This window comes from Chitinophaga nivalis (genome assembly GCF_025989125.1).
Taxonomy (GTDB): Bacteria; Bacteroidota; Bacteroidia; order Chitinophagales; family Chitinophagaceae; genus Chitinophaga; species Chitinophaga nivalis.
The window spans coordinates 5,653,751-5,677,910 of record NZ_JAPDNR010000001.1 but is presented as its reverse complement, the minus strand read 5'-3'; the positions used below and the strand labels follow the sequence as shown (position 1 = coordinate 5,677,910).

Annotated in this window: 13 protein-coding genes; 9 read left to right on the top strand and 4 right to left on the bottom strand. The window is 47.6% G+C overall.

The annotated features are described in order from the left end of the window. The first annotated feature begins 411 nt into the window (after nt 1–411). Nucleotides 412–1,656, top strand: a complete 1,245-nt coding sequence (locus OL444_RS21815) for an alpha/beta hydrolase family protein (protein ID WP_264729728.1) — start codon at nt 412–414, stop codon at nt 1,654–1,656. Nucleotides 1,657–1,908: 252 nt separating this feature from the next. Here the strand turns inward: OL444_RS21815 and argH are convergent, their stop codons facing one another. Continuing rightward, complete coding sequence (gene argH, locus OL444_RS21810) at nt 1,909–3,501, bottom strand: argininosuccinate lyase (RefSeq protein ID WP_264729729.1); 1,593 nt, start codon at nt 3,499–3,501, stop codon at nt 1,909–1,911. Between the two features lie 246 nt (nt 3,502–3,747). Here argH and OL444_RS21805 point away from each other — a divergent pair, with 246 nt between their 5' ends. Both OL444_RS21805 and OL444_RS21800 read left to right on the top strand, forming a co-directional pair. Further along, on the top strand, nt 3,748–4,596 hold the full coding sequence (locus OL444_RS21805; protein ID WP_264729730.1) for an AraC family transcriptional regulator: 849 nt from the start codon (nt 3,748–3,750) through the stop codon (nt 4,594–4,596). A gap of 76 nt (nt 4,597–4,672) precedes the next feature. Beyond that, nucleotides 4,673–6,013, top strand: a complete 1,341-nt coding sequence (locus tag OL444_RS21800) for an amidohydrolase family protein (RefSeq protein WP_264729731.1) — start codon at nt 4,673–4,675, stop codon at nt 6,011–6,013. Between the two features lie 138 nt (nt 6,014–6,151). Here OL444_RS21800 and OL444_RS21795 read toward each other — a convergent pair whose 3' ends face one another. After that, entirely contained in the window at nt 6,152–7,387 is a 1,236-nt protein-coding gene (locus OL444_RS21795) for an amidohydrolase family protein (RefSeq protein ID WP_264729732.1), read from the bottom strand. Between the two features lie 927 nt (nt 7,388–8,314). On the opposite strand from OL444_RS21795, the gene OL444_RS21790 reads away from it, so the two are divergent. Next, on the top strand, nt 8,315–10,450 hold the full coding sequence (locus OL444_RS21790; RefSeq protein WP_264729733.1) for an Ig-like domain-containing protein: 2,136 nt from the start codon (nt 8,315–8,317) through the stop codon (nt 10,448–10,450). A gap of 206 nt (nt 10,451–10,656) precedes the next feature. Here the strand turns inward: OL444_RS21790 and OL444_RS21785 are convergent, their stop codons facing one another. Further along, the gene (locus OL444_RS21785) at nt 10,657–13,113 is read right to left on the bottom strand and encodes a TonB-dependent receptor (protein WP_264729734.1); all 2,457 of its coding nucleotides are present in this window, start codon (nt 13,111–13,113) and stop codon (nt 10,657–10,659) included. A gap of 96 nt (nt 13,114–13,209) precedes the next feature. Further along, nucleotides 13,210–13,542: a hypothetical protein gene (locus OL444_RS21780; RefSeq protein ID WP_264729735.1), complete on the bottom strand. Its 333-nt coding sequence runs from the start codon at nt 13,540–13,542 to the stop codon at nt 13,210–13,212. A gap of 138 nt (nt 13,543–13,680) precedes the next feature. Here OL444_RS21780 and OL444_RS21775 point away from each other — a divergent pair, with 138 nt between their 5' ends. The 5 genes from OL444_RS21775 (at nt 13,681) to OL444_RS21755 (ending at nt 24,119) form a co-directional block, all read left to right on the top strand. Beyond that, on the top strand, nt 13,681–14,367 hold the full coding sequence (locus tag OL444_RS21775; RefSeq protein WP_264729736.1) for an RNA polymerase sigma factor: 687 nt from the start codon (nt 13,681–13,683) through the stop codon (nt 14,365–14,367). Continuing rightward, complete coding sequence (locus OL444_RS21770; RefSeq protein ID WP_264729737.1) at nt 14,348–14,767, top strand: hypothetical protein; 420 nt, start codon at nt 14,348–14,350, stop codon at nt 14,765–14,767. Before OL444_RS21775 ends, OL444_RS21770 begins: the two co-directional genes overlap by 20 nt. 259 nt (nt 14,768–15,026) lie before the next feature. Beyond that, entirely contained in the window at nt 15,027–15,680 is a 654-nt protein-coding gene (locus OL444_RS21765; RefSeq protein WP_264729738.1) for a response regulator, read from the top strand. A gap of 987 nt (nt 15,681–16,667) precedes the next feature. Continuing rightward, nucleotides 16,668–23,132: a non-ribosomal peptide synthetase gene (locus tag OL444_RS21760; RefSeq protein ID WP_264729739.1), complete on the top strand. Its 6,465-nt coding sequence runs from the start codon at nt 16,668–16,670 to the stop codon at nt 23,130–23,132. 30 nt (nt 23,133–23,162) lie between these two features. Then, nucleotides 23,163–24,119 (top strand): TauD/TfdA family dioxygenase, encoded by a 957-nt coding sequence (locus OL444_RS21755; RefSeq protein WP_264729740.1) that lies wholly within the window; start codon nt 23,163–23,165, stop codon nt 24,117–24,119. Nucleotides 24,120–24,160: the final 41 nt, after the last annotated feature.

Below are 24,160 nucleotides of genomic sequence, written 5' to 3'. Positions count from 1 at the left end.
CAGCAGGGTACGATGCAAGTTTATGCTTTATATTTTATATTTTAAAGGATCCCTTACATTTTTAGCTGCTGCCCCGTATAACGGGCATGGTTGTCTGCAGTATTTATCTCTTCGGTAGGATGATAAAAAAAATGATCCGGTAGTTGTTTTTTGCACCGGTGAAACGGGTTTACCGGTGTGTACAAATAGCAGTATCAGGTAGCACCCGCTCAAATAACAACTCATCACGGAAATTAAACAGCTCACAGGTTTTTTGTTGGTGTCGCGTAGAAATAAGCAGAACATTGTAAGCAGGAAGCATCCGGATGAATAACCGCTTCACGAAAAAATAAGGAAACACATTTTACAATCTGGTACCGCATTAGCGCTATTGCCAGGCCTGGCCATCTGTTCTCAATAAAAAATAAATTTATGGAAAATATAACCGTTAACACCCGTTCCAAAAAATCCTGGTATCCACTGGGCCTTTTCAACGACCCCGTACTGGAAAACGTTTTTCTTTTTTACCTGGAAAGCACCTGGCAGAAATCAGCCGACGCAGGTGAATGTTATGAAACAGCGGCCCGTATTGATGAAAGCAACGTATATAGCTGGTCAGATGAATGGACTAAAACGGCCAACAGATTACATGCATTGGGAGATACCTGTCTGGCCGAACAACATAAACTAACGGCAGGAGAAGCTTACTTACGGGCAGCCACTTATTATCGGGCAGCACTGCACCGGCACCCCGATTCAACGACGAACAACATCAAGCAGCTTTCGCTGAAAGTGCTCAAAGATTTTAATAAAGCCTTAACGCTGTTATCGTATCCCTTTCAGGCAGTATCTATCCCTTATCAGGGCACTTCTTTGCCGGGATATTTTTTCCGTGCAGCTGTAAAACCACATAAGAAAGCCCCTGTTATCATTTTTCATTCAGGGAGAGATGCCTGGGCAGAAGACAATTTATGGATTGCAGAATATGCCCTCAAACGCGGCTATCATTGTTTGCTGATGGATGGCCCGGGCCAGGGTAAAGTGATTCGTTTGCAAGGACTCCCGTTTCGGCCCGACTGGGAAAATGTGATTACACCCGTGGTGGATTTTCTGGAACAGGATTGTGAAGTAGACATGAAAAGAAGTGTGCTTATGGGATTCAGTATGGGTGGATTCCTGGCGCCGAGAGCGATGACTACCGAAAAACGTATTAAACTTTGTGTGGCCAATCCGGGCGTATTAAGCTGGGAAGAAGGAGTATTCGATTCCCTGAACCGGCTGATCCCCGATCTGATGCTGATATTCCAGGCAGGCGATTACGATTTGTTTGATACGAAAATGGCAGCACTCATGCAAACAGACCCGTTTATTAAATGGGGTATAACAGATGAGATGTGGAAGAATGGCGCCAGCAAACCATCTGAATTATTGCGGAATTTTAAGGCATACACCAGTGCACATCTCGTCAAAAACATTACCTGCCGTACCCTGGTAGTGGATGGTACCGGCGAAGAGTTCTCCCGGGGGCAGGCGAAAAAACTGTATGATGCCCTGACCTGCCCGAAAGACTTCATTTTATTTACCGAAGAAGATACCGGTTATCTGCATTGTCAGACAGGTGCGCTGGCCATCAGCTATACCCGGATATTTAATTGGATCGATAAACATATTCATTAACAGCAGCGGCGTACCTGGCATCTTTTCAATGGGAATGTGCGAATGCCTTTTAACCGGATGAGATGTGAAACGCTGACAGGACACGGAAGCGTGGTGCCATGTAAATGGCATCACGCTTTTATGTTTGAAGAAAGGAGTACTTTTAAAATCCTCCGCTTAAAAAAAATAATTATTCATTCAGCATGGTTATTACAGAATAAGTCTTATCCTGTAATAACCATGCTGAATAACCACGCTGAATAAACTGTTGCATTAAAATGTTGATAGCAGTGTTTGCAGTAAAACATTACTTTGCTGCAAAGCGGTCTGCTTTTTATGCAGCCATTCTTTTTTGTCCTGTATGTTTTTGTTGGAAGATGAGATCATCTTTTGTACTGATTCGGGTGAAGGCATCCCGTCTCCCTGTTTACGTTTGATGCTCCTGATGGGATCCAGTGCGTCCTGCAGCTGTTGATGCGTTACTGTTATATTTTTGTGCAATAGTTTTTGTGCGGCATTTTGTATCATGTCTACCGTGATTTTATCGGCCGTTTTACCTTGCTGCAAAGCATCATTCACCACCATGGATATCACCTCATGTGCTTCCCGGAAATCCATTCCTTTTTCACGTACCAGCAGATCCGCCAGGTCTGTCATGGTAGAAAAATTTTTGCGTGCGTAATCCAGCATAACGGCTTTGTTGACGTGTAAAGTAGTGGTTACACCAGTCATGGCATGTGTTGCTGCCAGTACGGCGTCCAATGATTTAGGTTCCAGTGGTACACGGGCGCCGCTGTGCTGGTACTCAACGGCATTTAAGGACGTCAGGATGGCGGTTAACTGGCCGGTAGCATTGGCCGCCGCTTTCCGGCTGCGTTCCAGGGCATCCGGATTTTTCTTCTGTGGCATCATGCTGCTGATACCGGCATATGCGTTATCCAGTTCGGCCATCTGGTATTCATCAGTACTCCAAAGCTGTATTTCCGATGCGTACCTGCTGACCGCGCTCAGATAAACCGCATTGTCGAATGCAAATTCAGCGATGTGGTCCCAGCCTGCAACGCCTTCAATGGTATTTACTACCAGCTTGTCGAAACCTAGCAGTCCGGCCACCCGTTTCCGGTCTAAAGGCCAGCTGGTGCCACCGGTAGCGCCGGATCCCAAGGGGCTTTGATTGATTCTTTCATATAATTCGATGTAGCGGTCTAATGATTTTCCGAAGCTCTCATCAATCGCTGTTAAGTAGTGGGCGAGGGTAATGGGTTGGGCTTCTTTTCTATGCGTATAGGCTACCATGACGGTTTCGAGGTTGTCGGTAGCTTTATGCAGCAAGCTTTCTCTGAAGGGAATCAGGGCCGCGATAATATCCAGCAACCGGTCCCGCAGCAGCATTCTGGTGGTGGTATTGTCAAGATCATTGCGGCTACGGCCGGTATGCATTTTCCCACCCAGGCTGCCAATCTCTTTTATCAGGGCGGCCTCATAAGGCAGATATACCCGCAGGGCAGGATCCTGTATGGCCAGTGAGTCTACCTTTTTCAAGCCGGTGAGTAGGGTACTGGCTTCCGGGCGGGTAAGAATATGTTGTTCGGCCAACATCACCACATATGCTTTATGCAAGAAACTTTGATAGGGAAACAGGGCATCTGTTAAGGTTTCATTTTTCGCTTCATAATCATATAATTCCTGGAAGGCAGGTGCTTTCGCGCCTGCGGTTCTGCCGATTCTGCTGGCGTCCCGGAGGGCTGATTTTTCCGGCTGCGTTGCCGCTTGTTTTCCTATCTCTTTATGTTGAATCAGCTGCGCCTGTACCTGGGCCGCGCTAAAAGTTGCGGCCACTATTAGTGGTATTATTCCTATTCTCATGAAATGTTATTTTTTGAAACAATGTTGCAAAAATAGGGTAAAATAATCATTTCTGCAGGCGATCATCAACAGAAAAGGTACCTGCCGCTGATACCTGTTTTTCATACATGGAGGAATAGCGTATGCTGTAAACCTGCTTGTAGTATAGGATGGCAGGCATCGCACCTGGCAAAGCGACCTGGAAATATGCCGCTGAAGTAATAGATAAATGCGTCCGGTTGCCGGGAATTTTATTAATTTTCAATCGTGAAAGCAAAAGATCAATTTCCGATTCTGGGGCTTAATGCGTTCCGGCCTGCACTGGAAGGGGATTCCAGATTGCTGTACCACGAAATACAGGGCAGCAGACTGATTGAAAAACCACATAAGCACGACTTCTTTGTATTCCTTTTAATGGAGCAAGGAAGTGGTATACATGCCATCGATTTTGTTGATTATGCAGTAACCGGTCAGCAGATACACCTGTTGTTCCCGGATCAGGTACATCGTTGGGAGTTAGGCGCCGATACCATGGCTTATCAACTGATGATTAGCCGGCGTATTTTTGAAACGTTTTCTTCCTCCTTACATTTCTCCTTTCTGTTATACCAGAATCATCCGGTTATTCATCTCGCACCGGGTATCTTCCAACAACTCCTGTATGAGTTTAAGGCAATACAACAGGAACTGGGCAGGGGCACCATTGACTGGGATATTATTCACCTGCGTAGTCAGCTCATTGCACAACTGGTTTGCCGGGAAGCGGAAAACAAATTTGACGACATGCTGATTTATCAGGCCAAACCGGTTTTATTCAAATATCATGCGCTGGTAGATGCGGCTTTCAAAGAACAAAAGTCGGTATCCTTTTATGCCGATCAGTTGCACATTACGCCCAACTATCTCAATATCCTTTGTAAAAGACACCTGCACATGACGGCTACCTCCCTGATCCAGAACAGGGTCACGTTGGAGGCTAAACGATTATTGCGGGCTTCCGATAAATCGGTGAAAGAGATCGCCTTTGAGCTGGGCTTCCATGACCTGGCATATTTTTCGAATTTTCTGAAAAGCCAGACCGGCATCTCACCCCGTGAATTCAGGGGGGAGTTATAAATTCTACAAGTTTTGGCATAAATCCTACAGCAATACCGTTTTTATTGCGATTAACTTTACCAAAAAAAGTAAAGGCATGGCGCAACAATCAATTTCCCGCAAAGATTTTATAAAAAGTTCTTCTATCCTGGTAGCAGGTGGCAGCAGTATGTTGCTGGGTAGCCGGGCAGCGGCAGCCGCTCCGGAGGAAACCACCACCACGCCGGCTATGGCAGGTAAAACATTTACCTTGAAAAACGTGCGGCTGGAAACTGGTTTTAGCTATGAAGAAGGAGAGGTAAGCGGTACGCTGACCGGGTTGTTTACCATAGACATTCAGGAGGGGAAAATAAAGGCGATCCTGCCCAATAACCCGCAGGCAAAGGCGATTGATGCAAAAGGATACTTGATGCTGCCTGCATTTAAGGAAATGCATATCCACCTGGATAAAACTTTTTATGGACTTCCATGGAAGGCGCACCTGAAAAAAAACAAATCCGTGAAGGATATGATTGCCTACGAGCAACAGGTGATTCCCGAATTGCTGAAAACATCTACCGCCCGTTCTGAACTGCTCATTGAGCTGCTGCAATCCCGCGGTTCCAACTTTGCCAGAAGCCATGTCAATATTGAACCAACGTCGAAGCTGGATTCCTTAAAAAATCTGCAGCGGGCGCTGGAAAATAAAAAAGATTCTTTTGCCGCAGAACTGGTGGCGTTTCCCCAGCACGGTATCTATTATACCCAGTCGGAACAACTGATGAAAGAAGCCGCCAAAATGGATATAGATTTCATCGGTGGATTGGATCCCGCTTCTATCGACGGCAGTATTGAGAAGAGCATGGATTTCGTTGTACAATTGGCACTGGACCACCATAAGGGGATTGATATTCACCTGCATGAAGGCGGAGAGTCCGGTCTGAAAACCGTGGAGTACCTCATTGATAAGGTCAACGAAAACCCGGTGTTGAAAGGTAAAACGTTTATCAGCCATTGTTTTGTGCTGGCTAAACTGGAAGCGCCGAAACTGCAGGAGGTAGCGGAAAAGCTGGCCCATGCTCAAATGGGCGTGATATCCACCATTCCGTTTGGAAACACCATCATGCCAATTCCAACCCTGTATAAATATGGGGTAGATGTACGTGCCGGTAATGATTGTATTATAGATCACTGGAATACTTTCGGTTCCGGCAGCGTTTTACACAAAGCCAATCTGATGGCGCAGTTGTACGGTTACCGTACGGAGTTCGATCTGTCGAGAGCCCTGAAACTGGCTACCCATAACGTGTTGCCCCTGGATGACAAAGGTAAACGGCAATGGCCCAACGTAGGGGACAACGCCGACCTGGTATTGCTGGAGGCGAGTTGTTCTGCGGAGGCAGTATCCCGTATTTCACCGGTTAAGTCACTGATCCATCGGGGTAATATTGTATTCTGATAAAAGCAAACATCCTACGCCATGCAGGCTGAAAGGCCTGCGCCGCCATCAAAGCAAAAGACCTGTGCAGGACACAGGTCTTTTGCTTTGGTATCGTTATCCAGCCGTGTGCCCGGAACGGGAGCTAACGGTGCGGATTTATTTTTTATCGCTGCGATAGATAATTTTGCCGTTACGGATGGTATAGGCTACGTCCGAAAAGTGGCGGATGTCTGTATGCGGATCCGCTTTCAGTACAACCAGATCTGCATCCATGCCTTTGGCAATACGGCCGCTATGTTGTGCCATTCCAAAACGTTTGGCAGGGGCGGTGGTCAGGGCGGTGAAGATCTGATCGAAGCTGAGACCGGCGGCAGCCAATAACGTATATTCGTCAGCGATAGTATAGTCTGAAACATACCCTACATCGGTGCCAAACAGGATTTCCCCACCCGCTTTGGCATAGGCGCCTACCTGTTGCAGGGCCGTGGTCATGAGTGGATTATCCGCCACCGGCACGCCATTTTTTTCCAATTCCCATTTATAGAGTTTTAAAGTAGGAATGAGGGCCACCTGATGCTGGCGTAACAGCCGGATGTCGGCTTCACTCCAGGGAATATAACCGTCCGGCGCCGGATGTGCCAGTACGTCCACACCACCGGCAACGGCTATACGCCATCCCGTATCGGCAGTCGGATGTGCGAAAACGGGTTTGTGGAACTGGTGTGCAGCAGCGCTGGCCGCCTTTACCACTTCCAGCGGCATCGGTACGGCCTGATGACCGTCCGGAGAAGCCGACCACATTTTGATGCCATCCGCACCTGCCTGCAACTGTTTTTTTACAAAGGCGGCGGCATCAGTTGGCTGACTGATTTCATGCAATTTCAGTGGCCGTACATAAAAAGGTGTACCGTTCGGCGGAACGAAAGGCACCCCTACGGTAAGAATAGCCGGACCATCTACTTCACCGGACGTCACCCGGGCACGGAGGGCCCGCAGGTTGGGATAGTTCAGTGATGCCAGGTCAAATACATGGGTAAAGCCATAGCCAGTGATCATGTTGATCATTTGTTGATTGAGGCGCGCCACGGGCAAACTATCCGCCGGCTCCCACAATGGTTCAATAAAGTGTACATGGCTATTCCAGAAGCCAGCCATCAGCACCTGGCCTGTACAGTCCAGCACTTTTAGCTGTGCCGGTACTTTCACCTGTTTGCTGCTGCCGGCGGCCGTAATTTTACCGTTTTCGATAATGACTACGCCATGCTCAATAGGCGGCTGGCCGGGGGAAGTATATACACGGGCGCCGACCAATGCCCAGCTTTGAGAGGCAGGAGATTGTGCATAAAAGGTCAGGGGCAGTAGCGACAGTAAAGCGAGCAATAATGTTCTCATCAGCGAATGATTAAAAATGTATCAGTATATAGACATAAGTGTTAGCAGTTTTAATAAGTGCCGCCCTTACACCGTTGCTGCGGGATAGGTGAGCGGTAGGTGGATACATGGCTGATGCACTCCTGGTTCATAACAATATCTCAGCTGCCGGTACATGTAATCGTTAAAACCGATAGCAGGTATCGTGTTTGCAGTGGCATGTTTCCGTAACGTTTTTTCTCAGCATTGACCAGGTTACAAGTTACACAGAAGGTTTTATACGCTGTCATCCTTTTTTGATGATAGGAAAAAGTGGCGGGACAAAAGGAGGAATGTCCGCAGGTATGGACCGGGAGGAAATGGGTACAGACTATTGATGCGGATAAGATCAGCGGGAAGCAGGCTATCTATTTATCGGCTTGCAGACTAAATAAATAACCGCGTTATGACAGCCAGTGTCTCCACCTATTGTTGAGACACTGGCAGCTACTGTTAATGCCCGGTTGTACAGGCAGATACCCATGGCACGGAGGTATATGAACAATAGCAGATGACGGTATGAGTACGATCCGTACATTCATCATTGGAATTGCAGCGGTTTCCCGGACAGTAAGGATTGTACTGTTTAATACCGCCATTGATAGCAGCCAGCTGGCGGCGGTTTAATTGTTTTGCTTGGCGAAAAAAAACGGATGATGTCATGTGTAAATAGTTTGGTTTAAATGAAAGTGAGGGTTTGTGTCGAAAAGCCTTTGGGTCTGATCATATTGCCATTTAAGTATTTCCGCTGCAGCCCTGTCTCTTGTTGTAAATAAAGAGCGGAAGCATATAGCAGTTGCAGTGCCACTAGTTAACTTTGAGTGGTTAGCCGTTCCGGAAATAAGGTACTCCCCGCTGCAATAGCCTTGGATTCAACACGATCATTCATCCTCAAAAAAACCTGCTTTCATGAAGCATCATTTTTACTTTTTCAAAAGTATCTCCCTGCTTATTCTTTTCCTGTGCCTGTGTGCCGGGAAAATGTGGGCACAGACTTATGCCACCAGCCAGACCAATGGCACTACAGGACTATGTTTACTCTGCAGTGTATCCAATCCCGACAATGCCATCAAAAACGATAACCTCACGGATTATAGCGCTTTCAATATTCCTGTGGGGTTATTAGGTGTCACGGTTTATCAGTCCCTGATATTTCCGGCAGCCAGCATAGCTGGTTGCGATTCCCTGATCGTAGGGGTGGGCAATGGGGGTTCGTTGCTCGCCATCAATCTGCTGGCGGGCGTGAGTGTACAGACGTTTAATGGGAGTATTGCCAACCCTGATTCGGTATCACTTAACAGTAATAATGTCCGTATACTTGGCAGCAATCAGGGAGAAGTAATCCTGAAGCCTGCCGGTAAATTTGATCGGGTGAAAATAACGTTGAGTAGTAGTATACTCGGTCTGTTAACGGGCTTTCGTATTTACTACGCCTATCATAAGCCAGTGGTGCCGGTACCTGCCGGAACCGACAGTATCACCATCTGTGCCGGCAGTAGTACTGCCCTCACCGCTACGATAGCGCCGGGGAGCAGCCTTTACTGGTACAACGCCGCCACCGGAGGTACTTTATTATATAACGGGAATAATTATACCGTAAGCCCGGCTACGACTACTACCTATTACGCGGAAGCACGCGCTGCAGGATGTGTCAGTACACGGAAGGCCGTGAAAGTGATCGTGCATCCCAGGCCGGCAAAACCTGTTTACAGTGTACCTCAGGATTATGTATGTGGCAGTACAACCCTCCAGGTATCCAACCATACACCGGGAAATAATTACGTAGTCAATATACACTTTGTGCCGCTGGGGCGGGCGCCTTTTGATACGGCTTATACGGTAGTGAATAATAACCTGATCACCACACCCGTGGTGGTATTTGGAGCAGGTGGAGAGGGATATGTCAATATACAGGCCGTGCATCCTGTTACCGGCTGTAAATCCGATACAGCAAAAGGTATCCTCGTGTATGGTATATCCGCGAAGATACCCACAGTGAATGCCGACAGTCTCACTATCTGCAAAGGGGATACCGCTACTTTCATTGCTTCCAATGAAGTGGTGGACCTGGTGCAGTTTTTATGGTATGATGCGCCTCAGGGCGGGAATTTATTATATACCGGTTCCACTTACAAGGTAAGTCCGGCTGTTACGACGACCTATTATGTAGCAGCAAAATTCAACTGTGAGTTTCCAACCCGAAAAGCGGTTAAAGTGATCGTGAAAAAATTGCCGGACCCGATCTATACTGTGCCGCAAGGCATTGTATGCGGCAGTGTGAATACACAGATCACGAATCATCAGCCAGGCTATCATTACCGGATAAGCATCCGCAATCTATTGAATGGTACCTTGCTGCGGGATACCTCATTCAGCGCAGTCAATACCGCAAATATCACCTTGCCGGCATTCCTCAGCCTGTATCCGACGAATGCCCTGATATTTATACAGGCGATCGATCCGGTTACTACCTGCAGGTCAGATACCGCGAGGATGGCTTATATACAAGGGAGCTTTGCGGCTTTACCTAACGTAGACGCAGATACGATTAATAGCTGTAAAGGCACCGATACCACCTTGCATGCCTATGTACCTGGTTTTACCACGGCACTGATCTATTGGTATACAGCGCCTGCCGGCGGTACTTTATTATATACCGGCAATTATTACAAAGTAAGGCCAGCCAGTAGTACTACGTATTATGTAACGGCAGGCGGACATTGCGAATATCCGAAACGCAGGCCTGTCAGGGTAAATGTGCTTACCTGTCCGGCACCGATGCCTGCTGCGAAAGCTGTTGCACCAACAGCCCGGCGGTTAAAGATATTTCCGAATCCCAATGAAGGAACGATTGCCTTTGGGAATGATCATTGGAGTGGTAGTTTACTCATTATCCGCGATAACCAGGGGAGAGAGGTACAGCGGGAAGTTATCAGCAGCAATACAGTACGAATAAAAGCAACGCTCCCGAATGGTGCTTATTTTATACAGGTGATTACCCGGGAAAAACAAGCCTATAGTACACAGATGATACTGCTGCGATAAGAAAAAGAAGGTGGCAAATGCAGACAGGATCGGGTGAATTTGACAGGCTTGCAGGTAGTGGTGTAAAGTGCGCCTGCGTGAAGTAGTCAGGGAAATAGGTGTATGGGATTTATTGTCTGTTTATGTATACAAGAGCGGCTCAAAAATTTTTGAGCCGCTCTTGTATAGGTAGATGATCATAAGTGGTTGTTCCGTTTTTAGGTTGCTTAGAGTCCTCCTTTGCTGTTCGACAGATCATCGTTGTTGATACCTCTTTTATTTTTCTTTACCTTTTCTTTCAGTTGTCCGAACCGATAATTCAGGATGAATTGATAGGTGCGGAAGAATTCGTAGGTATTGTTGGTTTCTATAAAATTATGCCCCGTGGTCACGATGCGGTTATCCCGGTGTGCCTGGAAAGGGTTGTTGACAGTGGCGGCCAGTGACAGTCTGTCCTGCAGGAGGTCTTTTCCGAGGGTGATGCCATTGCTGACAAAAGCATTGGAAACGCCTTGTAAAGACACGATGCCGGCGCCGGTAATATTGAGGTTGGCACTGAGGCGCCAGCCTTTATCGAAGCGATAGCCGGTGGTGATATTGACATTATACATCAGGCGATTAACCTGAATCAGGCTACTGTCGCTCACACCGTCCATCCATAAATACACCAGGCTGCTGTTGACACTGGCGTTCCAGCGTTTGGTGACGGCATAGGTAAGATTGATATCGCTGGTTACAGCAGTCCCTTTACCTACGTTGTCGAAAGTAGTCCGGGTGATATTGGTAACCGGATTATAGGAAGAGATGCGGAGATCCAGATTCCGGAAGAAGGAAAAGCCTACGCCCACGTTGGCGGATAATTTTCCGGACCGGCCGTAACTCAGCATAAAGTTGTTGATCGTGGAAGGCCGCAGTTCCGGATTTCCGGTTGATTCATAATTGGGATCAGAACGGTCTACATAAGGATTCAGTTTATTGATGCCGGGGCGTTTGATCCGTTGGTTGAATCCGAAGGTGAGCATGCTCTTATCCTTGAATTTGCGGCTGATAGATGCTGTGGGTACAATGTTGAAGTATTGTTGTTTTACCACGGTGTTTGCTTTGCTGAAATCTACATCGATCACGGTTTCTTCTACCCGTACGCCGGCTTTGAATCCCCATTCCCGCAGTTGATAGGTGTAGGCGTTGTAGAAGCTGAATACGTTCTGATGATTGATGAAATCATTCGAGAGCGCTGGTTCGACTTCAAATTTTCCGTTGTTGGGGTTGAAGAACAGGTAGCGGTAATCGCTTTTATTCAGCCGGAAAATTCCTTTCGCGCCTGCCTCAATCAGGAGTGCTTTAATACCCTGGGCATAATCTACCTGTACTGTGTGTTCCGTTGCTGTTCCCCGATTATACTGCTGATAGTTGGTGTAATCATAGTTAACCCGGTTGTCAAAAAGCACTTCGTCTTCCATGTTATTAGCCGATTTCACATAGCGGTAAGAGAAGGTCAGCAGGCGGTTTTTGTCATGCTTAAAGCCCCGTTGGTAGTTGATGGCAGCATCTATACTGTTGCCGCGGTTATTGTTGTCGTTGCTGAACTGGTATTTTTGCAGGTTTGCCTTGGCGCGTGTCAGTTCGGCATCCTGGAAGATAGTACCATCTGTGCGGTTTTTACTGAAATTAAACTGGGCGGCCAGGAGGTGGATGCTGTCTATTTCGTAGCTGAGTTCTGTTCCGAAGTAGCCGGTTCTGGTGTCTGATTGTTTGGTGCCTTGCTGGGTCAGGGTGGAAGGGAAGGCCGTGAAAGCCTGCCGGGTATTGCTGATATCAGTGACAGGCGTGAAGCTCAGGCTACCGCCGGCAAAGGCGCTGACGCCGAAACGGCCGGTTCTGGCATTGATGGAAGCGCCGATACCCGGGCCACCCTGAGGATACTTCGCATTCAGGTTTACGGTACCGTTATAGCCATTTTTAACATCCTTGTTGGTGATGATATTGATAATACCGGCTAATCCTTCCGCATCATACCGGGCCGGCGGATTCGTAATGACTTCTATCCGCTGGATGGTGGAGGCGGGCATGCTTTGCAATACTTCCTTCGGGTTGGTATCCATGATACCGGAAGGTTTGCCGTTGATGAAAATTTTGTAGCTGGAATTATTTTTCAGCAAAATGTTGCCATCAGCGCCTACTGATACATATGGTACTTTGCGCATCATGTCCATGACGCTGCTGGATTTACTATCCGGATCTGCCTGGAGGTCGTAGCTGATGCGGTCTGCTTCCTGTTTGATGATAGGTTTGAAGGCAGATACGGTTACTTCTTTTAGTTTGTTTGTTTTTTTGTTGATATACACCGCACCCAGTTCCATTTTATCAATGGTGGCGCTGGTGAGGTCAATAGTGATGGATTTGGTAGTGTAACCAATCGCCACTACAGTAAGGGTATACTGTAAGGGTTGCAGTCCTGTAAAAATAAAGGCGCCGTTGGTATCGCTGACAGCAGCTTTCAAAGGTGCGTTGCCACCGGCTTTCAGGCTGGTGGTTACAAATGGCAGGATGGCCTGCGTAGCCGAATCCACGACCGTACCTGAGATGCTGTAGGTAACAGGGTTGGATTGACCATAGGACGAAAGAACCGATAGCTGACTGGTTAACAGGACAATGAGATACAATAAGTTGGACCGTGCTTTCATTTTTCGGGCTTTGGGGGCAGCATATACTTCTCCGGGTAATGGCCCACGATGGTGAATAATTAAGGAGAATAAACGAAATATCAGATATTGATATGGTTATTGTTGTTGCTTGCGTACAATCAGGTAATACACTAAAAACCCGGCTGCCAGTGCCACTGCTTCCACGCCCCATGGAATGGGAGACGATTCAGGGTAGGGCAGGAATCCTGTCACAATCAGACCAAGTCCGCCAAAGAGAAAAAGAATCCCCCATTTCAACGTGCCCAGTGCATCTGGTTGTTTATTAAGCAGTTTGATATAATACTCATTTATCTGGCCGGCATCGATAATACGCCGTTTCAACAGGAAGTTGAGAAACGCGATAACAATCAGGGTGAGCATCGCCATCACTGCTGTAACCATAGCATAGGCATATATTTCTTCTCTCATGTTTTATTTTTTTTAGTAAGTAATACACATTACAATAGACCCGGTTTTATTGTAAAAGGTTGCAGGTAACTGAAATTTTTTTTGATGGATTTTGCCACCGGGCATTGTAGGGTAGATGCCGGATAGTCAGGACTGAGCGTGCAATGGACGGGTATAGTTGCAGGAAAAGTATTATTTGATGCCTGCAGCGGTTTTTGTTTAGAAACAAAACTTGTCCTATATTTCTATAAGAATTATCAACCGCCCCACCATATGTTTAATGAGAACCTTGTTATCCCGAAAATATTACAGGGCGATATGCAGGCCTTCGGGCAACTGGTAGAGGAATACAAGCAGTTGGTGTTTTATGTGACAGATAAATTGATAAGTGATAAAGCCGCCGTAGAAGATATTTCTCAGGAAGTGTTCATAAAAGTATTTAAAAAATTAGCTAGCTTTGATTATCGGTCAAGGCTATCTACCTGGATTGCCAGCATAGCCTACAGAACCGCGCTTAACTATTTAAGAGATCATAGAAAAGGTGTTGTCACGGATTTAGGCCCTCCGGCAGAAAACTTTTATTTTACAGAGGAAACGCCGGAAATGTTGCTGACAAAGAAAGATGCCGCTGCTTATTTGAATCGCCTGGTTGCACAATTGCCTTTAACCTACAGAACAGTACTGACGCTATTTCACCTGAATGAGTTTTCTTACCAGGAAATAGCAGCGGTGATGGATATACCGGAGGGTACTGTAAAGAATTATCTTTTCAGGGCACGGAAACTGCTCGCCGCTAAACTTAAACTTTATCTTAATCCTGATGAATATGGAAGATCATTCAGATAGAATCCTGCAGGAGTGGTTGGACAATGGCGCACCGGAAGACATGTTGCCTGAAGTGGATATGGAAGAAAAAGAAACCTACGAACTGTTGTTTGATACCCTGAACAGTAAGCCGGCCGTACGTCTCCCCGATCATTTCTCTGCCAGTGTGGTGGCCTGTATACAGGCGACGGAATACCAGCTGCCTGCATTTAAATGGCGACCTGTGATATTGCTCCTGTTGTTGGCCGGTCTGGCCGTTTTTTATGGTGTGGCCAGTTGGGTAGATATTAAAATAGCTGTTATATTGGAACACATGTTATATAAATTCAAATGGTTTTTTATTTTTGGTACAGGCGCTTTTCTGCTGATAGAATACCTGGATCAGCAGCTGCTCGGAAAAAGACGCTTCGGGAGGCGCTGATGCCGCAGGGACCTGTATTCCGATGAAGTGTGTCATGTAAGCTTTTGGAAAACGCAATGTTATAGCAGCCGAATTTTCTATTATTGATATGCCAGGAGAATACCAGCTCTTATTGTCCATTTGCATGAAAAACTGTCCATTCTTTTAATTATGTTAACTCGATAGACGGTAGTGATGATTTTTTCTTTTACTTAAATCTGGATTTAATATCCTAATGGAATGAACCCGCATTGAGATTAGCGTCGTAATTCTTTAACCCATGTCGATCAAGCCTATTAAACTTTTGATTGTAGACGAACATGCTTTATTCAGGAAAATTTTAAAAAAATATCTTTCAGCACAACCCAACATTAATGTACTTATTGATGCACCCAACATTCAGGAGGCGATCAGGAAATTTCACTCCGCTGAGGTGGAAGAACTGGTTATAGATGTATTTGCTGCTGCAGAAGACCCGAAAGATACACTGGATAGCATACGCGAGGTATTTCCCCATATAAAGATCGTGGTACTGTCGATGTGCAGGGATGTAAGCAGTATCAGTGATCTCATAGATCTGGGAATCAATGCCTATGTCTCTAAGATGGATGAACCCGAAGAGCTGCTACAGGTCATTGTAGGCGTCTCCGAAGGACATATTTATCCGCATAGGTTATTTACGGAAGCATTGTATCTGAATCAGCAACGCAGCCGCCAGGCTTATGCCGGCAATATCCACGTAGCGCTGACAGAGCGCGAACGAAAGGTGTTGCAGCTGCTGTGGGAGGAAAAAAGTAACAAAGAAATCGCCGATCAGATTTTTTTAGGAGTCAGGTCTATCGAAAAGATCCGGCAGGACCTGAAAGAAAAATTAGGCGTTAAATCAACGGTAGGACTCCTTAAATATGCTATAGACCAAAAGATTATAGGGTAGTGGCATCATGTGCTGCTGCACTGGGCCGGTAATCCGTTTCTTCGCAAACAGCAGGGTGCCGGCGTGATTTCGTAAAATCCGCAATAGAAAATAGAAATTTTACTAACCGTGGTTTGTTTTTTTGGTGCTAACTTGGATGTGTTGTAAGTGAAAATGCATCCGTTAGAAATCCAAACGGTATTCCGGTATAATGAGTGATGCCATTATATTAGGATAGCATGCCTGGTGGAACGTCTTTTAAGACGCTGATAGCAGGAGGCTGCCGTTAAAAAAATGCAGCGATTAGTAATCCAAATGTAACAGCGTAAGTAATGAGTGATGCCATTATATTATCGTTGTACGCCAATTGTTAGTGTCTTTTTGGATGCTGATCAGGATGTATTGCCCTGAAAAATGAAACCATTAGTAAAGAAAGGGATACCCTGATAATCATGAATGATGCCATGCTTCCCGGCTTAGTGTGTCTACTGGCAGCGGTTTTAGGTACGCGCCGGCATATGCTGCTATGAAAGTATACAACGATTCATAAAACCATGGGTTCCCGGTAATATTTTAAAATACTGTTTTATTCGTGTGTCCACCTCCGTTATTAGCCGTTTTGCGGCTGATGGGGAAGTCTTGTCCTGAATAATACGGGTATACGGAACTAAATGAATGCCCCGGCAATAATAAATAATGCCATTCTTCTGCCATAGTGCGACAGCTGTTTACAACTTAATCTTAACTGTATGGCGTTTCCATTGTTCTGCAGTTTATCAACCATGTTGTAGTGTGGGTTATGGCAATAAAACTGTCATCTATCATTTATTCCCGGCAAAAAAAAATACAGCAGTTTCCTGTTCCGAAAATAATGTAAGGCCGGCGACGCACGCCGGTACAGCCTTTTATTATGTTGTCGTTACAGGTGGCGGAGCTGTGCATACGAACGATCATTGTTAACCGACACTGTCCAACTCAAATCGGTAAAACCCGTAAATGTTACTTGCTATGATGCCTATTGATAACCTTGCCAGGATATTGCAGGAAAGAAGCCAGTTGAAAGACAAAGGAGTCACCTTTATTGAAAGAAGTAATCAGGAAGAATTTCTTTCCTATCATGAACTATATAAAGCTGCCCTCCATGGGCTGTCATACTTGCAGCAGGCAGGCATGCAACCACAGGATGAACTGGTGTTTCAGATCAACGACAATAAAAACTTCGTCATTGTTTTCTGGGCCTGTATCCTGGGCGGAATCATTCCTGTTCCTTTGTCGGTAGGTAAAAAAGATGACCACCGGCAGAAACTTTTTAATATATGGCCCTTGCTGAACCGGCCCCGCCTGATCGGCAACAGCCAGGAAATAGCACAACTGGCCGGATTTGCTGCAGCCAGAGGATTGGATACGTTGTATGCCGCCATGAACGCCTGTTTCCTAGAAGAAACAGCTGCCCTGGATTACCCGGATGAAGGGGTATTATATCCCGTTGTTCCGGAAGATATTGCTTTTATTCAATTCTCCTCCGGCTCCACAGGACAGCCGAAAGGTGTTGTCCTGACTCATCAGAACCTGATGACCAATATACGCGCCATCTCTCACGCCGCCGCCTATACGTCAGACGATCGCATGCTGAGCTGGATGCCACTTACCCACGATATGGGACTGATTGGCTTCCACCTGAACCCCGTGTATTGCGGTATACAGCATTACCTGATGCCGCCCGCCCTTTTTATCCGGCGCCCGGCATTATGGATCGATAAAGTGGTTGAGCATAAAGCAAGCATTATCTGCTCGCCCAATTTCGGTTATAATTATCTGCTCAGACATTGGAAAGAAGAACCTGCCGACTGGGATCTGCAACACGTACGCCTCATTTATAACGGTGCGGAACCCGTATCCGCCCGGCAATGTGCGGTATTTAGTACAGCGCTGAAAAAATATGGTCTGCCGGAAGGCGCCATGCGTCCGGTATACGGACTGGCAGAGGCCAGCCTGGCCGTGAGCATCTCCCGGCTGAATGAGCCGGTGAGCGCGATAGCACTGGACAGAGACCACTTGCACGTGGGAAATGGCATCGTTGAAAAAGAAGCCGGTAAGGGCGGTGTATTATTCGTACAGCTAGGAGGACCGGTGCTGGATTGTGGATTGCGCATCGCCGCAGATGATGATCAGGAATTACCGCCCGCGACCATCGGACATGTGCAGATAAAAGGAGATAATGTAACCGGAGGATACTACAATAATCCCACTGCTACGGCAAACGCCATCACCGCCGATGACTGGCTCAGAACCGGTGATATCGGTTTTTTACGGAATGGCGAATTGTACATTATCGGCAGGGCTAAGGATATTTTGTTTGTCAACGGACAGAATTATTATCCGCATGATATAGAAGCCATCATGGAAACCGTGGAAGGGATTGAGCTGAACAAAGCCGCCGTGACGGGTTATTTCAACCATGATACCCAACAGGAAGAAATTCTCGCCTTTGTACTCCACCGAGGTACCACCGCTGAATTTATGCCATTGGCCGCCCGGGTGCTGGCCACGGTAAACAGCCGCCTGGGGTTTGCTTTGAATCAGGTAGTGCCGGTAGAAGATATTCCCCGTACTACCAGTGGGAAGTTACAACGCTTTCGCTTATTGGAAGACTACCGGAACGGTGTTTATAACCAGGTCATCACCGAAATGAAGGGATTGCTCGCACAGGCAGCTGCCAGCACACAGCCAACGGATGATACCGGCCGCCGGCTATTACAGCTGTGGCAGACGGTTTTACAGCACAACCATATCGGAATAGACCAGCCCTTTTTTGAAGCCGGCGGTAACTCCCTGAAAGCAGCAGAACTCACCATGCGGGTACTGGAAGAATTTCAGGTAGAACTGTCTGCAGAAAAGTTTTATACCCTGCCCACCATCCGGCAGCAGGCAGCGGTCATCGACAATAGCAGCAAGCTGAATTATATACTCATACCGCCTGTAGGCAAAGCAGCTTACTATGCGGCGTCTTCTGCACAAAAAAGATTGTACTACTTCTGGGAGCTGAATAAAACAGCTACGGCCTATAATATTCCGGTCGCTTTCCTGCTGCAGGGAAAAATCAGTATTCCGCAGCTGGAAACAGCGCTCCGGCAGCTGGTCGCCAGGCACGAAACCTGCAGCACCATATTTGAGATGCAAGACATACCGGTGATGGTGGTGAAGGACGATATCCCTGTTGCACTGAATTGTATGGCCTGCAGCATGGATGAATTAAATGAAAAACTGAAATCCCTGGTACAACCCTTTGACCTGAACAAAGGGCCGCTGTTCCGTACACAACTGATCAGCACCGGCTCCGACAGGCATGTGTTGTTCCTGGATTTTCATCATATCATTTCAGATGGATTGTCCGTCTATCACTTTGTGCGGGAATTATTGCTGCTGTATAATGAAGAACAATTACCGGATTTACCCCTGCAATACAGAGATTATGCAGCCTGGGAACAAAACGGACCGGCAGTACGCCGGGCGGCAGTACAGGAAACTTACTGGCTGGAGCAACTGCAGGGCGAATTGCCTTTGCTGGAGCTGCCGGCAGATTTTCCGCGGCCGGCTATTTTCTCTACAAAGGGAGAACGGGTGGCGGGAAGTCTGGATGTGGCTACCACGGCCCGCTTAAAAGCGCTGGCCGCCGCCAATGATTGTACCCTGCATGTGCTGCTGTTTACGATATACAATATACTGCTGTCAAAATACACCGGACAATCTGCCATCATAGCCGGTATTCCGGTAGCAGGCCGGAGATATCCGGGGCTACAGGAACTACAGGGCATCTTTGTAAACAACCTGGCGATCCTCACACGGGTGCAACCCACCGAATCTTTTATCGGGCTGTTGCAACAAAGCAGTCTGCAAATGAAAGAAAGCCTGCAACACCAGGACTATCTCTTTGAAACACTGCTGCAACAGCTGGAGCTACGGCGGGAGGTGAGCCGGAATCCCTTGTTTGACAATATGTTCGTGTATCAGAACATGGGTTTCCCCCGCAACCCCCAGGACGAATTTTCTATTACCCGGCATCACTTTGACACCGGTTATACGAAATTCGATTTCTCCATGGAGGTGTTTGATGAAGAAGAAGCGTTGGTATACATCATTGAATATGCCACAGATCTTTTCCGGAAAGATACCATTGCGCGTATTGCCGGACATTTTGAAAACCTCATTCAACGGGTGCTGGCCGCACCGGAGCAGCATGTGGCAACACTCACCCTGCTATCGGATTATGAGTACGAGGAGTTTATCCATAAATTCAACCAGACCGCCCGCGCATATGCTGCAGACAGTACCATGCAGGCCTGGTTTGAAAAGCAGGTAGCGCTGTCTCCCGACAGTATTGCGCTGGTGGGGGAACAGGAAACGCTCACTTACCGGCAACTGAACGACCGGGCTAATCACCTGGCCGGCTCCCTGCGGAAAAAGGGAGTTGTGCCGGACAGCATTGTAGCAGTGCTCCTGCGGCGTTCACCGGAGCTGGTGATCAGTTTACTGGCCATCCTCAAAGCCGGTGGTGCATTTTTACCGATCGATACCGATACCCCGTCGCAACAAATCCGTTATATCGTAACAAATAGCCGTTGTAAGGCGCTTATTACAAGCGATGAGGCCCACGTGAGCCTGGGAGAGGAAAAGTGGCAGGAAGCGCCTTTAATTATCCATATAGGTCATTTGCAGGAGGAAGCAGGAGAGAGTCCGGCGCCGGTAAACACAGCCAGGGATATGGCCTATGTGATTTATACCTCCGGTACCACCGGCAACCCCAAAGGGGTGGTGATTGAACACCGGTCACTGATGAACTATATCACCTGGGCCGCAGAAAACTATGTGAGAAATGAAACGGCCGCCTTCCCCCTGTTTACCTCCATCTCCTTTGACCTGACGATCACGGCGTTGTTTTGTCCGCTGATCACAGGCAACAAGCTGGTGATTTATGACGATGGCCGCAGCAACAGTACGCTGATAGAGCGGGTCATCCTGGATAACCAGGTGAATATTATCAAACTAACGCCTTCGCACCTCCGTATTGTACGCGATAGTAAGCTATTGTTGTCCAATGCGCCCGGTAACCTGAAAAGACTGATCATTGGCGGAGAAGACCTCGACGCCACACTGGCCCGCGACATTTACGATAAATTCGGCGGTCAGGTGGAGCTGTTTAACGAATACGGCCCTACGGAGGCCACAGTAGGCTGTATGATACATGGCTTTGACCCGGAGGAAACTGCCACCAGTGTGCCGATAGGGGTGCCTGCCGCCAATACGGGTATCTATATTTTAGATGAGGCCATGCGGCCCGTACCAACGGGTGTAGCCGGGGAATTGTATATCGCTGGTGATGGCCTCGCCCGGGAGTATCTTTTTCAACCGGAACTGACCGCAGCGAAATTTATTCCCGATCCTTTCCGGCCCGATGCCCGGTTGTATAAAACCGGTGACCTGGCCCGCCGTTTACCGGGTGGTTATATCGGCTTCATCGGCCGCCGGGATCAGCAGGCGAAAATCAATGGATACCGGGTGGAACTCGGTGGTATAGAACAGCAGCTGGCCGGTTATCCGGGTGTTAGCCATGCATTGGTGACCTTACGAACCGGTAAAAAACAGCAACCGTTTTTATGTGCTTACTACCTGGCAGATCATCCGGTGGATGTCACCGCCTGGCGCAGTCATCTCGCAGAGCGGCTGCCGTATTACATGATCCCCGCCCATTTTGTGCTGCTGGAAATGATCCCGCTGACGAAAAACGGAAAGATCAACTACGAGGCATTACCCGATCCGGAATCTGTGCGGGAGCTGGCAGCAGCGCGCCCGCCGGCCAACAGGATAGAAGCAGTATCCATCGCCGTATGGGAAGACGTGTTGGGAGAACAAAATATCCAGGTCACAGATAATTTCTTCGAGCTGGGCGGCGACTCCATCAAAGCGATACAGATTGCCTCCCGCCTGTATGAACAAGGTATTCAGCTGAAAGCAAGAAGTATTCTCACCTATCATACCATTGCACAGATCAGTATACATGCAACACTGACAGAAGACACGGCCCGTTATGAGCAGGGACTGGTAGCCGGAGAGAAAGATTTATCGCCCATAGAAGCCTGGTTTTTTGCACAGCGTTTCGAAAATCCGCATTACTATAATCAGTCTGTATTGCTGCAGCTGAAACGGGAACCGGACAAAAATATCCTGAAAGAAGCGCTGCAGGTGCTGATCCGGCACCACGACAGTCTGCGCCTGAACTATCATCCTGCGAAACAGGTATTGTACTACAATAACCAGTTACTGGAGGAGCCGATTGCCATAGACCGGTTTCTGCTGACACAGGAATCAGACAAGCCGGAAGATACGTCTTCCTCTCTTTTCGTTTCCTTGAAAAGTACCTTTGATATTACTACTTCTTTATTGCTGAAAGTAGCGATCATACAGGAAAATACCTATTCCTCCCTGTTGTTCATCACAGCACATCACTTGCTGATGGATGGTATTTCCTGGAGAGTATTGCTGGAAGATCTGTATACCGTATATACGGCGCTCGAAAAAGGCGAGCGGGCAACATTGTCCGGCAAAACCGCTTCCCTGGCCGACTGGCAAAGAAAACTGCCGGCATGGACCTGGGCGGAAAACCTGAAAGAAGAAACAGCTTACTGGGAAGCCGTAACCAGTACCGTATTCGATATACCACAGGATGAGGAACCCGCTGCATGGCTGGTCAAAGATGCCGCCAAAGTAACCATTTCCCTGGAGGAGCCGGCAACCACTTTCCTGGTGAAAGAAGCCCACCACGTATATCATACGGATGTCAATATCCTGTTGAATACCGCCCTGGCACTCACCCTGCGGGAATGGACCGGGCAACACACGCTGGTAACAGAACAGGAAAACCATGGCCGCCACCTGGAAGATCCGGATGTATCCCGCACGCTGGGCTGGTTTACGGTGATGTATCCGTTGCGCTTATCGCTTCATGGCTATACGACAGGAGAACACATCAAGGCCGTGAAGGAACAGATCAGAGCCGTACCGCACAAGGGAATGGGCTATGGTATACTCCGCAGCATGAATCATCCGCTGGATGAAAGAACAGAACCCATGACAGCCGTACGGTTTAATTACCTCGGTATCTTCGACAGTGAATTAGACAACGATCTCTTTGTATACAGCGGCCAGGCCCATGGCAGCGAGCATGACGGCCATAATCATCTTACGGCAAAAATAGAACTCAATGCCATGATTATCCGTGGTATACTCACCATCGATATCCATTACAACACCAAAGCATACCATACGGCTACAATAGACTGGTTTAAACAAACCCTGATACAACAACTGCAGGAGATCCTGCACCATATCAGGCACGAAGACGAACTGCATTTTACCCCGTCGGACTTCGATGCCGCTGACCTGGACCAGGCCGACCTGGATGCCTTGCTGGCATAAAACAGCAAAACCTATTTAAAATATATGCTCATGGAAAAACTGAATATACAGGAAATAGCAGGTAGAAAAATGTTGTTGCAAACAGCCAACATCGGTATCTCCCCGGTAGATTGGGCGGTGCAGTACAAAGAGGCAGTGGCAGCTGTTTTGGCGGAGGAAGGAGCCTTGCTGATAAGAGGGCTGAATATTAAATCCGGAGAAGAATTCAGCCGGATGCTGACCCTCTTTTTTGGCAGTGAGCCAGGCGCCTACACCTATCGCTCTACCCCGAGAACCAGTGTAGAGCATAACATTTATACCGCTTCCGAATATCATCCTTCAGAAACCATTCCGCAACATAACGAGAACGCCTATGCGCATACCTGGCCGCTGACGATTGGATTCCTGTGTGTACAAAAGGCTGCCACCATGGGCAATACGCCCATATCAGACAGCAGGGTAGCCTATGCGCAAATACCGGCCGACATCCGGGAGGAATTTGAACGCAAAAAAGTGATGTACGTACGTAATTACTCCGATGTAGACCTGCCCTGGACAGAAGTATTTCAGACAACCGAGAAGGGAGAAGTGGAAGCATTCTGCAAGGCGCATAACATCGGATTTGAGTGGACGGAAACAGGCCTGCGCACCAAACAAATTAACCAGGGCGTGATTCAACATCCGGTAACGGCAGAAAAACTGTGGTTCAATCAGGCGCATCTTTTTCATGTGAGCAGCCTGCAGGAAGACTTACAGGAAAGTTTGCTGGACCTGCTGGGAGAAGAGTTTCTGCCCCGCAACGCCTACTTTGGTGATGGCACACCAATCGATACAGAAGCGCTCTCCATCATCCGGGAAGTGTATGACAATACCAAATTCAGTTTTCAATGGGAAAACCAGGACCTGCTGCTGCTGGATAATATGTTGTTCACGCATGGCCGTGAACCGTTTTCCGGCGACAGAAAGGTATTGGTAGGCATGGGCCGGAATTATATACCCGCCAGCTGATAACCCGTCTTACCGCGCATATTCTATATAGTAAACAGCAA

Bases quoted from the DNA above. Each gene is read 5' to 3' on its own strand.
- OL444_RS21755 (WP_264729740.1), top strand. From the start codon at position 23,163: ATGGAAAAACTGAATATACAGGAAATAGCAGGTAGAAAAATGTTGTTG.
- OL444_RS21785 (WP_264729734.1), bottom strand. From the start codon at position 13,113: ATGAAAGCACGGTCCAACTTATTGTATCTCATTGTCCTGTTAACCAGT.
- OL444_RS21770 (WP_264729737.1), top strand. From the start codon at position 14,348: ATGGAAGATCATTCAGATAGAATCCTGCAGGAGTGGTTGGACAATGGC.
- OL444_RS21790 (WP_264729733.1), top strand. From the start codon at position 8,315: ATGAAGCATCATTTTTACTTTTTCAAAAGTATCTCCCTGCTTATTCTT.
- OL444_RS21760 (WP_264729739.1), top strand. From the start codon at position 16,668: ATGATGCCTATTGATAACCTTGCCAGGATATTGCAGGAAAGAAGCCAG.
- argH (WP_264729729.1), bottom strand. From the start codon at position 3,501: ATGAGAATAGGAATAATACCACTAATAGTGGCCGCAACTTTTAGCGCG.
- OL444_RS21800 (WP_264729731.1), top strand. From the start codon at position 4,673: ATGGCGCAACAATCAATTTCCCGCAAAGATTTTATAAAAAGTTCTTCT.
- OL444_RS21815 (WP_264729728.1), top strand. From the start codon at position 412: ATGGAAAATATAACCGTTAACACCCGTTCCAAAAAATCCTGGTATCCA.
- OL444_RS21795 (WP_264729732.1), bottom strand. From the start codon at position 7,387: ATGAGAACATTATTGCTCGCTTTACTGTCGCTACTGCCCCTGACCTTT.
- OL444_RS21765 (WP_264729738.1), top strand. From the start codon at position 15,027: ATGTCGATCAAGCCTATTAAACTTTTGATTGTAGACGAACATGCTTTA.
- OL444_RS21780 (WP_264729735.1), bottom strand. From the start codon at position 13,542: ATGAGAGAAGAAATATATGCCTATGCTATGGTTACAGCAGTGATGGCG.